Source organism: Pseudomonas sp. HP_12, from assembly GCF_055283955.1.
Window position 1 is genome coordinate 396,638 of sequence record NZ_JBTOQG010000001.1, and the last position, 13,245, is coordinate 409,882.

9 protein-coding genes are annotated in these 13,245 nt (G+C 62.9%); 6 read left to right on the forward strand and 3 right to left on the reverse strand.

Annotation, left to right across the window (positions count from 1 at the left end; all coding sequences use genetic code 11):
• Positions 1-11 precede the first annotated feature (11 nt).
• From ACYASU_RS01690 to ACYASU_RS01700, 3 genes are read left to right on the forward strand one after another with little or no spacing between them, the layout of a single operon-like run.
• A complete protein-coding gene (locus ACYASU_RS01690; protein ID WP_463581730.1) occupies positions 12-1,619 on the forward strand; it encodes a carboxyl transferase domain-containing protein in 1,608 nt (535 codons plus the stop codon).
• A gap of 17 nt (positions 1,620-1,636) precedes the next feature.
• Complete coding sequence (locus ACYASU_RS01695) at positions 1,637-2,488, forward strand: gamma-carboxygeranoyl-CoA hydratase (RefSeq protein ID WP_463581731.1); 852 nt, start codon at positions 1,637-1,639, stop codon at positions 2,486-2,488.
• Entirely contained in the window at positions 2,488-4,452 is a 1,965-nt protein-coding gene (locus ACYASU_RS01700; protein WP_463581732.1) for an acetyl/propionyl/methylcrotonyl-CoA carboxylase subunit alpha, read from the forward strand. The genes ACYASU_RS01695 and ACYASU_RS01700 overlap by 1 nt, the downstream gene beginning before the upstream one ends.
• A 319-nt stretch (positions 4,453-4,771) precedes the next feature.
• Here the strand turns inward: ACYASU_RS01700 and ACYASU_RS01705 are convergent, their stop codons facing one another.
• The gene (locus ACYASU_RS01705; RefSeq protein ID WP_463581733.1) at positions 4,772-8,257 is read right to left on the reverse strand and encodes an indolepyruvate ferredoxin oxidoreductase family protein; all 3,486 of its coding nucleotides are present in this window, start codon (positions 8,255-8,257) and stop codon (positions 4,772-4,774) included.
• A gap of 212 nt (positions 8,258-8,469) precedes the next feature.
• Here ACYASU_RS01705 and ACYASU_RS01710 point away from each other — a divergent pair, with 212 nt between their 5' ends.
• The 3 genes from ACYASU_RS01710 (at position 8,470) to ACYASU_RS01720 (ending at position 11,216) form a co-directional block, all read left to right on the forward strand.
• Positions 8,470-8,937 (forward strand): Lrp/AsnC family transcriptional regulator, encoded by a 468-nt coding sequence (locus ACYASU_RS01710; protein WP_065990584.1) that lies wholly within the window; start codon positions 8,470-8,472, stop codon positions 8,935-8,937.
• A 440-nt stretch (positions 8,938-9,377) separates the two neighbouring features.
• Positions 9,378-9,917, forward strand: coding sequence for a FecR/PupR family sigma factor regulator (locus ACYASU_RS01715; RefSeq protein ID WP_463581734.1), 540 nt, complete (start codon positions 9,378-9,380; stop codon positions 9,915-9,917).
• Positions 9,918-10,073: 156 nt separating this feature from the next.
• Positions 10,074-11,216 (forward strand): M14 family metallopeptidase, encoded by a 1,143-nt coding sequence (locus ACYASU_RS01720; protein WP_463581735.1) that lies wholly within the window; start codon positions 10,074-10,076, stop codon positions 11,214-11,216.
• Positions 11,217-11,328: 112 nt separating this feature from the next.
• On the opposite strand, the gene ACYASU_RS01725 is transcribed toward ACYASU_RS01720, so the two are convergent.
• Positions 11,329-11,874 (reverse strand): cytochrome b, encoded by a 546-nt coding sequence (locus ACYASU_RS01725; RefSeq protein ID WP_192173918.1) that lies wholly within the window; start codon positions 11,872-11,874, stop codon positions 11,329-11,331.
• Complete coding sequence (locus tag ACYASU_RS01730; RefSeq protein ID WP_463581736.1) at positions 11,871-12,956, reverse strand: catalase family peroxidase; 1,086 nt, start codon at positions 12,954-12,956, stop codon at positions 11,871-11,873. Before ACYASU_RS01730 ends, ACYASU_RS01725 begins: the two co-directional genes overlap by 4 nt.
• Between the last annotated feature and the right edge of the window lie 289 nt (positions 12,957-13,245).

Consider the following 13,245-nt stretch of genomic DNA (forward strand, 5'->3'; position numbering starts at 1 on the left):
CCGGAGGCCCCATGACCACTCTGCACACCCAGATCAACCCGCGTTCGCCGGAATTCGCTGCCAACAGCGACGCCATGCGCAAGCAGCTCGATGCGTTGCACAGCCTGCTCGACCACGTCCAGCGCGGCGGCGGTGTCAAAGCCCAGGAACGCCATACCTCCCGGGGCAAATTGCTGCCCCGGGAGCGGATCAATCGCCTGCTCGACCTCGGTTCGCCCTTCCTCGAACTCAGCCAGCTCGCCGCCCATGACGTGTACGGCGAAGACGTCCCGGCTGCAGGGCTGATCGCCGGCATTGGCCGGGTCGAAGGCGTCGAATGCATGATCATCGCCAACGACGCGACGGTGAAAGGCGGCACGTATTACCCGCTGACCGTGAAAAAACACCTGCGCGCCCAGACCATCGCCCAGCAGAACCGCCTGCCGTGCATCTACCTGGTGGACTCCGGCGGCGCCAACCTGCCCCGCCAGGACGAGGTGTTCCCGGACCGCGAGCACTTCGGCAGGATCTTCTTCAACCAGGCCAACATGAGCGCCGAGGGCATCGCCCAGATCGCGGTGGTCATGGGCTCCTGCACCGCTGGCGGCGCCTATGTGCCGGCCATGGCTGACGAAACCATCATGGTCCGCGAACAGGCGACGATCTTTCTCGCCGGGCCGCCGTTGGTGAAAGCCGCCACGGGCGAGGTGGTCAGCGCCGAAGACCTCGGCGGCGCCGACGTACACTGTAAAATCTCCGGCGTGGCCGATCATTACGCCGACAGCGATGACCATGCGCTGGCCCTGGCACGACGCTGCGTGGCCAACCTGAACTGGCGCAAGCTCGGCCAGTTGCAGACCCGCCCGCCCCAGGCGCCGCTGTATGCCGATGACGAGCTGTACGGCGTGATTCCGGCAGACGCCAAGCAGCCGTTCGACGTGCGCGAAGTCATCGCGCGTCTGGTGGACGGTTCGGTGTTCGATGAATTCAAGGCGCTGTTCGGGACTACGCTGGTCTGCGGCTTCGCCCACCTGCACGGCTACCCGATCGCCATCCTCGCCAACAACGGCATCCTCTTCGCCGAAGCCGCGCAGAAAGGCGCGCACTTCATCGAACTGGCCTGCCAGCGCGGCATTCCGCTGTTGTTTCTGCAGAACATCACCGGCTTCATGGTTGGCCAGAAATACGAGGCCGGCGGCATCGCCAAGCACGGCGCCAAGCTGGTCACCGCCGTCGCCTGCGCGAAGGTGCCAAAGTTCACGGTGATCATCGGCGGCAGCTTCGGCGCAGGTAACTACGGCATGTGCGGCCGCGCCTACGACCCGCGCTTTCTGTGGATGTGGCCCAACGCGCGGATCGGTGTCATGGGCGGCGAACAGGCCGCCGGCGTGCTGGTCCAGGTCAAGCGCGAGCAGGCCGAACGCAGGGGCCAGACCTTCAGCGTCGAGGAGGAAGCCGCGTTGCGCCAGCCGATCCTCGATCAGTACGAGCATCAGGGCCATCCCTGGTATTCCAGCGCCCGGCTGTGGGACGACGGTGTCATCGACCCCGCCCAGACCCGCGACATTCTCGGCCTGGCCATCAGTGCCTCGCTCAACGCCGCCATCGAATCGACCCGCTTCGGCGTGTTCCGGATGTGACCCGAGAGAATCGCCCCATGAATGATTTCGCCACCCTCGACATCGCCCTCGACCCACGAGGGTTCGCCACGCTCTGGCTCAACCGGCCGGAGAAAAACAACGCCTTCAACGCGCAGATGATTCGCGAGCTGATCATCGCCCTCGACCAGTTGCAGCGGGACGACAGCTTGCGTTTTCTGCTGTTGCGCGGACGCGGTCGGCACTTCAGCGCCGGCGCCGACTTGGCCTGGATGCAGGAGTCGGCCAACCTCGATTACAACACCAACCTGGGCGACGCCCGGGAGCTGGGCGAGTTGATGTACAACCTCGCCAAGTTCAAGGCGCCGACCCTCGCCGTGGTGCAAGGCGCGGCTTATGGCGGCGCACTGGGCCTGATCAGTTGTTGCGACATGGCCATCGGCGCTGAAGACGCGCAGTTCTGCCTCTCGGAAGTGAAGATCGGGCTCGCCCCGGCGGTGATCAGCCCGTTCGTGGTGCAAGCGATTGGCGAACGCCACGCGCGACGCTATGCCCTGACCGCCGAACGCTTCGACGGCACCCGGGCGCGGGAAATCGGCCTGCTGGCCGAGTGTTACCCCGCCGCCGAGCTTGAGCAGCACCTGGAACACTGGATCGCCAACCTGCTGCTCAACAGCCCCCAGGCCATGCGCGTCAGCAAAGACCTGCTGCGCGAAGTCGCCGACGGTGAGTTGACCCCTGCCCTGCGCCGCTATTGCGAGAACGCCATTGCGCGCATTCGCGTCAGCGCCGAAGGCCAGGAAGGTCTGCGCGCGTTTCTGCAAAAGCGCGAACCAGCCTGGCGCGGCGAGCCCGGCACGCTGTCTCAAACACCACAGGCCCTGCGTGCCCCACAAGGAGAGTCGCACTGATGAGCGCCCCCCACACACAACCGCTGAATTCGGTGCTGATCGCCAACCGGGGTGAAATCGCCTGCCGGGTCATGCGCACGGCCAAGGCCATGGGCCTGACCACCGTTGCCGTGCACAGCGCCACGGACAGCAACGCGCGGCACGTCCGTGAGGCTGACATCGCGGTGAACCTCGGCGGCAGCAAGGCCAGCGAGAGCTATCTGCGGAGCGACAAGCTGATTGCAGCCGCCAAGGCCAGTGGCGCCCAAGCCATCCACCCGGGTTATGGGTTTCTCTCGGAAAACGCAGGCTTTGCCCGCGCGGTGGAACAGGCAGGCCTGATCTTCCTCGGTCCGCCCGCCTCGGCCATTGACGCCATGGGCAGCAAATCGGCGGCCAAGTCGCTGATGGAAACCGCTGGGGTGCCGCTAGTGCCCGGCTATCACGGCGATGCGCAAGACGCCGCAACCTTCCGCGAAGCGTCCGCCCGCATCGGTTATCCGGTGCTGCTCAAGGCCACGGCTGGCGGTGGCGGCAAGGGCATGAAGGTGGTTGAGCGCGACGACGACCTGGCCGAAGCGCTGGCGTCCGCGCAACGTGAGGCGCAGTCGTCGTTCGGCGATTCGCGCATGCTCGTCGAAAAGTACGTGCTCAAGCCGCGCCACGTGGAAATTCAGGTATTCGCTGACCAGCACGGCCACTGCCTGTACCTCAACGAGCGCGACTGCTCGATTCAGCGCCGTCACCAGAAAGTCGTCGAAGAAGCCCCCGCACCGGGCCTGACACCGCAGATGCGTCAGGCCATGGGCGAAGCGGCTGTGTGCGCGGCGCAGGCGATCGGCTATGTCGGCGCGGGCACGGTGGAGTTTCTGCTGGATGCCCGTGGGGATTTCTTCTTCATGGAAATGAACACGCGCCTGCAGGTCGAGCACCCGGTGACCGAGGCGATCACCGGGCTGGACCTGGTGGCCTGGCAGATTCGCGTGGCCCAGGGCGAGCCGCTGCCGATCACCCAGGCCGAGGTTCCCCTCAACGGCCACGCGATTGAAGTGCGACTGTATGCCGAAGACCCGGCCAACGACTTTCTCCCTGCGACCGGAACGCTGTCGCTGTATCGCGAATCAACTGCGGGGCCGGGACGTCGCGTGGACAGCGGTGTGGCGGAAGGTGACGAGGTCTCGCCGTTCTATGACCCGATGCTCGGCAAACTGATTGCCTGGGGGGAGACCCGCGAACAAGCGCGTTTGCGGCTGCTGGCGATGCTGGATGAATTCGCCATCGGCGGCCTGCGCACCAATCTTGCGTTTCTGCGCCGGATCATCGCGCACCCGGCTTTCGCTGAAGCGGAACTGGACACCGGGTTTATCCCTCGCTATCAGGAGGAGCTGCTGCCAGCGGCTGAGGGTTTGACGGAGGCGTTCTGGCAATTGGCGGCGCGGGCATATCTGAGCACCGCGCCAGTGGCGGTCAGAACCGACGACGCCCATTCACCCTGGTCAACCACCAACGGCCTGCGCCTCGGCGGTCCTGGCGAAGTGACGTTGCACCCGGCGTGTGGCGCCGAAACCCGGAGCATCGTGCTGCGTGGTGACTCGCAGCAAGGCGTTCGGCTGAACGGCGAGCGCCTGTTGATCGAGCGGGACGGCGTGCGTCACCAGACGATTGCAATTCGTCGGGCCGACACGCTTTACCTGCGATGGCAGGGCGACGTGCACGCCATTCAACAGGTTGACCCGATTGCCGAAGTGGATTCCAGCCACGGGCACCAGGGCGGCCTCACCGCGCCCATGAATGGCAGCATCGTTCGGGTGTTGGTCAGCGTGGGCGAACAGGTGCAAGTCGGTACACCGCTGGTGGTCCTGGAAGCGATGAAAATGGAACACAGCATCCGCGCGAACACGGCGGGGACCGTCGCAGCGCTCTGTTGCGCCGAAGGCGAGATGGTCAAGGAAGGGACAGTGCTGGTGGAGTTGGCCGCTGAATAAATGTCAAAACCCCGGTGGGATCGGGCGTGAACGCGAATGTAGGACCGGCTTTAGCCGGGAAGACGTCAGGTGGCGCACCGCAAAATCGATGGCGTTCACAATGGCCCCTTCCCGGCTAAAGCCGGTCCTACAACGATTCGTGTGTCCAATGAAATTGTGTGCGAACGCAAATGTAGGACCGGCTTCAGCCGGGAAAGCTTCAGTCGTCACGCCGCGAAATCGAGCGTGGCAATACCGGCGTCTTCCCGGCTAAAGCCGATCCTACTAAGCGATGCATCCAGTTCGATCAGAGGAGGCCTGAACGACCTCCTCCCATTCGTTACGCCGCTACTTCATACAACTTCAGCACTTCCACCTCGCCACTGACCAAACTCTGGCGCATACGCGCCGCCTGCAATGCCGCTGCTTTCATGGCGCTTTCCTTGACGTGACCATAACCGCGAATGCGTTCCGGAAGCCGTGCCAGACTCAGCGCGGTATGGCGGTTGCTCGCACTGAGGTGGCCAAGGATCAGCTCGATGTCGCCGACATAGGCATCAATCAACTCACGTTCCTGACGACGCTCGACGCTGCGGCCGAACGGATCGAGCACTGTGCCGCGCAGGAATTTGAACCGTGCCAGGACGTCGAAGGCCTTCAACATCCACGGCCTGAAACTGCGTTTGCGCGGGGTGCCGTTGTTCGGGTCGCGCTTGGCCAGCCAGGACGGCGCCAGGTGAAACTCGATGCGGTAATCGCCCTCAAACTGCGCTTCCAGCTGACGGGTGAAGTCGCCATTGCTGTACAGCCGCGCCACTTCGTACTCGTCCTTGTAGGCCAGGAGCTTGAAGTAATTAAACGCCACCGCCTCGGTCAACGCAGGCGGCTGGCCGGGGAACAGCCGCGCTTCGGCATCCCGCACCCGATTCACCAGCGTCAGGTAACGCTCGCTCAGCGCGCCGTTCTGATAGGCGATTAAGCCGTGAACATTGCGTGTAACGCGCTCCTCCAGGGTCAGGTGTTCTGGGTCCGGCGCTGGCTGGGTCTGCGGATTGGCCGCTGCTTGCACCGCTCGCAAGTCAAACGCCGCACGACGCCCCCACAGGAACGCTTGCTGGTTCAGATTGACCGCCACGCCGTTAAGCTCAATGGCTTTTTCGATGGCCGCAGAGGTCAACGGAATCAACCCCAGTTGGAAGGCATAACCGAGCATAAAGAGGTTGCTGGCAATGCTGTCGCCCATCAATTTGGTCGCCAGGTCCGTCGCCTGCACAAAGTGCGTTTTCTCGGCGCCGACGGCTTCGCGGATGGTCTGCATCATCGCTTCGGCCGGGAACTCGGCGTCGGGATTGCGAGTGAATTCAGCGGTCGGCGTCTGCTGACTGTTGATCACCGCATGGGTTTTCGCGCTGTTGAGCTTGGCGATCGCATCGGGCCCCGACGCCACCAACAGGTCGCAACCGAGCAGCAGATGCGCCTCACCGGCGGCGATGCGCACGGCGAACAGGTCTTCCTGCCGCGCGGCGATACGGATGTGGCTGACCACCGGGCCGAACTTCTGTGCCAGACCGGCCTGGTCTAGCACGCTGCAGCCCTTGCCTTCCAGATTCGCCGCATAACCCAGCATCGCGCCAACCGTGGTTACGCCGGTGCCACCCACACCCGGCAGCAAAATGTTGTACGGCTCAGCAAGGCTCGGCAGTGTCGGTTGCGGCAGTTCAGCGAACGCCTGGGCCTGCTTGGGCAACTGTGGCTTGCGCAGCTTGCCGCCATGCACCGTGACGAAGCTCGGGCAGAAGCCTTCGACGCAGCTGAAGTCCTTGTTGCACGCGCTCTGGTCGATTTCGCGCTTGCGGCCTTCCGGGGTTTCCTTCGGCAGCACCGACAGACAGCCCGATTTGACGCCACAATCGCCGCAGCCCTCGCACACGGCCGGGTTGATGATGGCGCGCTTGTCCAGATCCACCATCGTGCCGCGTTTGCGGCGACGGCGTTTCTCAGTGGCGCAGGTCTGGTCGTAGATGATCACCGACACGCCTTTGAACTCACGCAACTCGCGCTGCACGGCGTCGAGGTCGCTACGGTGGTGGAAGGTAGTAATCGGCGCGAACTGCTCGCGGCTTGGGTATTTCTCCGGTTCATCCGACACCAGCGCAATGCGCTGCACGCCTTCGTTGAACACCTGCCGGCTCAGTTGATCCACCCGCAGCACGCCATCGATGGGCTGGCCGCCGGTCATGGCGACGGCGTCGTTGTAGAGGATCTTGTAGGTGATGTTGACCTTCGAAGCGACCGCCGCCCGCAGCGCCAGATGCCCGGAGTGAAAGTAGGTGCCGTCACCCAGGTTCTGGAACACGTGGGGGGTTTCGGTAAACGGCGCCTGCCCGATCCAGGTCACGCCCTCGCCGCCCATCTGGGTGAACGTCTCGGTTTCCCGGTCCATCCAGATGGTCATGTAATGGCAACCGATCCCGGCCAGGGCGCGACTGCCCTCCGGCACACGGGTCGAGGTGTTGTGCGGGCAGCCCGAGCAGAAATGCGGGGTGCGCTGGGTGTTGAACAGCGGCGCGGCAAGGGCCTTTTCCTTGTCGGCCAGAAATTGCAGACGCGCGTCGATTTTCGGGCTGCTGTAAATCGGCGCAAGGCGTTTGGCGATGACCCGGGCGATCATCGCCGGCGTCAGCTCGGCCAAGTTGGGCAGCAGCGAACGGCCTTCTTCATCGAACTCACCGACCACGCGAGGACGCTGATCCACCGGCCAGTTGTACAGCTGGCCGGTCAGCTGATCCTCGATCACGCTGCGTTTCTCCTCGACCACAAGGATTTCGTCCAGCCCTTCCGCAAAACCGTGCACCGACACCGGTTCCAGCGGCCAGCTCATGCCGACCTTGAGCACGCGTATGCCCACCGAGGCGCACAGGTCCTCGTCGATACCCAGTTCTTCCAGGGCCTGACGCACATCGAGGTAAGACTTGCCGGTGGTGATGATGCCCAGACGCGCCTGCGGCGAATCGATCACCACTTTGTTGAGATTGTTGGCCCGGGCGAACGCACGGGCGGCGTAGATTTTGTAGGTGTTGAGGCGCGCTTCCTGAGCGAGGGGCGGGTCGGGCCAGCGAATGTGCAGGCCGCCTTCGGGAATCTGGAAGTCTTCGGGGATCTGCGTCTGGATGCGCAGCGGATCGACTTCGACCACGGCCGAGGAATCGACGTTTTCGGCGATGGTCTTCATGGCCACCCAGCAACCGCTGTAGCGTGATAGCTCCCAGCCGATGATGCCGTAATCGAGGATTTCCTGGACGTTGCTGGGGTTCAGCACCGGAATCATCGAAGCGATGAAGGCGTGTTCGCTCTGGTGCGCGATGGTCGAGGATTTGCAGCCATGGTCGTCGCCGGCGAGGATCAGCACGCCACCCTTTTCGGCAACGCCCGCCGAGTTGCCGTGCTTGAACACGTCGCCGCAGCGGTCAACGCCCGGGCCTTTGCCGTACCAGAGGGCGAAGACGCCGTCGTATTTGCCGTGGGGGAACAGATTGACTTGCTGACTGCCCCAGACCGCCGTCGCGGCGAGCTCTTCGTTGACGCCGGGCTGGAAATGAATGGCGTTCTGCTGGAGATATTCCTTGGCGTCCCACAGGCTCTTGTCGAGGTTGCCCAACGGCGAGCCGCGATAGCCCGAGATGAACCCGGCGGTGTTGAGCCCGCGGGCTTCGTCGCGCTGCTTCTGCAGCATCGGCAGGCGGGTCAGCGCCTGGGTTCCGGTCAGGTACAGATTGCCGGTTGCGAGTCGGTACTTATCGTCCAGACGAATATCAGCCAGGGACATTCAGGCACTCCTTTATTTTTATTAGTGCGTTTTGAATGCGGCGCCAGCGGCATTTTACAGCCTTGCCAGCACCTCGCCGCCAGGACGGTTCAGCCCAACGGTCACAGACAAAATACTGCCTGCCCGACGCAGGCTTTTTCTTCCTAAATCGGCGCGAATCTGCTCATATCGTGCATGCCCGTTCCCGTTCAAGAATAAAAAAGGGTCAATTCATGCAGGTCAAGCTCAGCCCCATCGATCGCAAGATCCTCCGTCTGTTGCAACACGACGCCAATCTCTCCGCCGCCGAGATCGCCGAGCGTGTCGAACTTTCGCAATCACCCTGCTGGCGGCGCATCAATCGCCTGGAAGAAGAAGGCATCATCGAGCGCAAGGTCGCCCTGCTCAACCCGGCCAAGCTCGGGCTGACCATGACGGTGTTCGTCGACGTCAAGCTGTCCGGCCACGGGCGCAAGTACCTGACGGAGTTCGAGGAGGCGATCACCGGATTTCGCGAAGTGCTGGAGTGCTACACCATGGCCGGCGACATGGATTTCCTGCTCAAGGTCGTCGTGCAGGACATCGCCAGCTACGAGCGTTTTCTGCGCGACCACCTGCTGCAAAGCCCCCATGTGCAGGAGGCGCATTCGAACATCGCGATGAGTGTGGTGAAGCGCACGACAGAATTGCCGATCGACTGATACGCCGATTGACTGAGAGGCGAGGCAAGAACCGCCCACGCACAAAAAACTCTTTTCACCGAGGGGCGAAAAAAGCATTGACTCTCAAATGGGAATGATTATTATTGAGCGCAACCGGTCGCGAGACTGGTTGGTAACCCAGAAGCCTTAGGTCGGCTTCCGGATTATCTCCTCATCAGGCTAATCACGGTTTTTGACCCGGCTTATAGCCGGGTCTTTTTTTTATGCCCTTTTCGGGTCTGGGTTCGGTCGGGTGTTGCGTCTTCAGGCTAATGAAGAGGGTTCGACGGTGATCTGCCTTTTCGATGGCGCGCATCATAGCAAATGGATCGAGCGATGGGCCGTTGCAGCTGTCAAAAACTGACACATTCAGTAAAAACCTCCACATTCACGACGTTGTTTTCCGCGACCGCCGCTATTCAAACAGTGAGCAAGACGCCATGACTCAGCTCCTCGACTCGTTGATGACCGCTTCCCCCGTGTCGCCCTCCCCGGGCGCGAGCGCCGAAACTGATCTTTACCGACGCCGCCTTCAGCGGCTGCCTCGCAGGGTGCTGCAGGTTTTTCTGCTGAGCCGTCTCGACGCCCTTTCCTACACTGATATCGCCCGCCTGCTTGACGTGGACGCTCGCACCGTCGAACGCTGCATGACGGTTGCGCTTGAGCATTGCGTCAGCGAGCCCGCCGAACATGACCCGTCCCGTGCGGTTCTGCTTCAGGCCTTGGGCTGGTACGTGCACCTGCAAAGCTCCCAGGCCACGGCGAGTCAGCGCATCGAGTTTCGTCACTGGCTCGACGCCGATCCCCGGCACCTGGCGGCGTTTCAGAACACCGAGCAGTTCTGGCGCACGTTGCATGCACCCGCCGCCATCCTCGGCGCCAGTGGCTGGCATCGGCACAAACCGCGGGTCTATTTCGGCTGGTTGCTGGTGACGATGTTGCTGTGCGGCCTGCTGGTCACTGCCGAGGCCTATAGTTGAAGCCGCCCCTGACTCTTTAGCGAACTATTCTGTCGCCGTCCCCCTATCGGTTGCGTGTAAAGTAATTGTCATAACAGCCCAGCGAGGCAATCAGGTCCGGCCTGCTTGCCTCCCCGATGGCTTCGTAATGGCAGATCATGCAACCAGGACGCTCCCGTGACTCAAACCGCCCTTTCCATCTCCGCCGATTTTGACAGCGGCAACATCGTCGTGCTTGACGCCAGTAACCCTAAAGCCGTGCAACTGGCGATCCGTCCCGATACCCGCAGCGCGCATTTCCAGTGGTTCCACTTCAAGGTTGACGGCCTGCAGATCGGCGAGCCCCACGGCTTCAGCCTGACCAACGCCGGCGAGTCGAGCTACAACCGCGCCTGGACCGGCTACAACGCAGTGGCCTCCTACGATCAGAAAACCTGGTTCCGCGTGCCGAGCCAGTTCGACGGCAAAGCGCTGAACTTCGAGCTGACGCCCAGCGAATCCCAAGTGTGGTTCGCCTACTTCGAACCCTACAGCCGCGAGCGCCACGACTGGCTGGTGGATCAGGCGCTGAATAAGGCCGGCACCCAGTTGATCGCCACCGGCAAGAGCGTCGAAGGCCGTGATATTCCGCTGCTGCGCAAGGGCGACGGCGCGGCGGGCAAGCGCAACATCTGGATCATCGCGCAACAGCACCCCGGCGAGCACATGGCCGAGTGGTTCATGGAAGGCATCATCGAGCGGCTTCAGGAAAACGACCCTGAGTTGCAGGCCTTGCTGGCCTCGGCGGACCTGTATCTGGTGCCGCACATGAACCCGGACGGGTCGTTCCACGGGCATTTGCGCACCAACGCCCAAGGCAAGGACCTGAATCGCGCCTGGCAGGACACGACCCCCGAGCTGAGCCCGGAAGTGTTCTTCGTCAAAGAGCAGATGGAAAAATACGGCGTGGACATGTTCCTCGACGTACACGGCGATGAGGAAATTCCCTACGTCTTCACCGCCGCCTGCGAAGGCAATCCGGGGTACACCGACCAGCAAGCGCAACTGGAAGCTGACTTCCGCGCGCGTTTGAGCGGCTTGACCCGGGACTTCCAGAGCAAGTACGGCTATCCGAAATCGGCGCCGGGCAAGGCCAACATGAACCTGGCGTGCAACAGCGTCGGCGAGCGCTACAAGTGCCTGTCGCTGACGCTTGAAATGCCGTTCAAGGACAACGACGATGCCCCCGATGTCGTCACCGGCTGGTCGGGCCAGCGTTCGAAACAGCTGGCCCGCGATGTGCTGACCACCCTGGGGCAGATGGTGTCCGTCTTGCGCTGAACCGCCGCCTGATGTCGACAGGTTGACCGGCGTCCATAAACGACATCGCCAGCGGGGTTAAACCCACTGGCGATGTCGTCTGCCTTATTCGCCGCGGTCAATCACGGCAACATCAACCCCGCGATTTACCCCGCAGCATGCTGTCCAGCACCTCATCCCGCCTCACCCAGCCGTGAAACAGCGCCGCTGCCAGATGCGCCAGAATTGTCAGGAAGAACAGGTACGCCAGATAGGCGTGGGCCTTGCGCAGCAGCGCGAAGGTTTCCGGGTTGGCCGCGACGATGGACGGCAGGCGCACCGAACTGCCGAGCATGACCGGGTCCCCGGCGGCTGAAATCATCGCCCAGCCAATCAGCGGCATCGCCAGCATCAACCCATACAGCACGTAATGGGACAGCTTGGCGGCCAGCGCCTGCACGGCCGGCAGGTCAGCCGGCAACGGCGGCGTTTGAGTAGTGACCCGGACGACGATCCTGACAATGACCAGCAGCAGAATCGCGATACCCAGGGGCTTGTGCAGGTTCAGCAGCCACTCGTGGCGCTCGGACACCGAAGCCACCATGCCGGCGCCGATGAACAGCATGGCGATGACCATCAGGGCCATCAGCCAGTGCAGCAGGCGCGCCAGTGGGGCGAAATGCTTGACGGGCGTACTCATGGCTGTTTCTCCTGGGCGGGCTCGGCTTTCAGCTGATCGACTTCACTGGTGCGGCGCATGTAGGACGCAGCGTAGGCCGCCGAGCGCGCGGCGAGCAGCGGGTCATCCGAGCCTTCGATGCCGCTGGGCAAGATCAGCGGATCGTAATTGATGTCGCGGCAGTCGCCATCCAGTTGCGGGCTGTCGGAATTGACCACCAGGGTCCCGGCATCCACGGTCTTGTGCTCGCCGGTCCAGGCTTTGGACGCGTCGTTGGTCGGGTCCTGAGGGTTGGCCAGCGTCAGCATCAGCTTCCAGCGTTGTGGGCCGCTGGCCAGTCTGTCGCTGAGGTCCTTGTCCAGATATTCCTTGGCGTCAGGCGCGGGCGCTGCATCGGTGGCTTCCGGCACCAGACTCCAGCGCACAGGCTGGCGCTTGCCGCTGGCGTCCACCAGCACGAAGGCGTTGACGCTGTTGTAGGTCTCGGTGACGAAACTGGCCGAAGGCTTGGCCGTCTTGACCCACGCCAGAAAAGGCTGGGCTTCCGGGTGCGCGGCGAAGAACGCCGGGGGTTTCGCCGGGTCGGGTTTGCCGGTCTTGGGGTCAGGGCCGGTGGCGATCTGCAGGTCAATGAATGCTTCAGGCGTCGCGACCGGAAACACCGGCATGCTGTTCATGCCCGTGCGCCACTGCTGGCCGTTGGGCTGGGTGAACTGCACGGCGAAACTGCGCAGGGGCGCAGCGCTGTCAGGGGAATACGGGTTGCCGGTGGGCACGGCCAGACGCCCGATCACCGGCGTGCGCCCGCTGGCGAACACTTCGGCTTTGGACAGGCTGGCCGCGGCACCGTTGCTCTCGAAGTAGCCGGCCACGCAGATGCCTTTCGGGTGGTTGCGACGGTAACCGGGATGCACACCGTTGTTGCGTTCGAACACGTCAACGACCCGCGCGGGGGTCAGTCGCCGGGGGTCGAGGCTGCCATTGACGTAGGCGAAGGCGCCCGCGACGACCAGAACGATCAGGCCAATGCCGGCCAGGCGTGCGAGTTTTTGGGAATTACTGAGCGGCGGTTTGCGGGGATACGGTGGCTCACGGTCAATCATCGATCACACTCCGGGCTTTTAGCCTCTGGGGACAGCAAAGTGCTTGGCACGCTTTGTTTATAGCCGGATGCTTGAGGTTTGTCAGGTTGAGGACTTCGAGCGCCTGGCGGCTGGAGCAAGGCCGGAATCTGAGGCTGATCCCACTGCCCCCTTCCCGGCTGAAGCCGGTCCCACAAAAAGCATCGTGCGCGGCCAATGGTTCTGGCAGTGTCCCAATATGAGGAACGACGCGCACTTAGTGGGACCGGCTTTAGCCGGGAAAGCGTTGGGTGTCACGCCGCAAAACCAA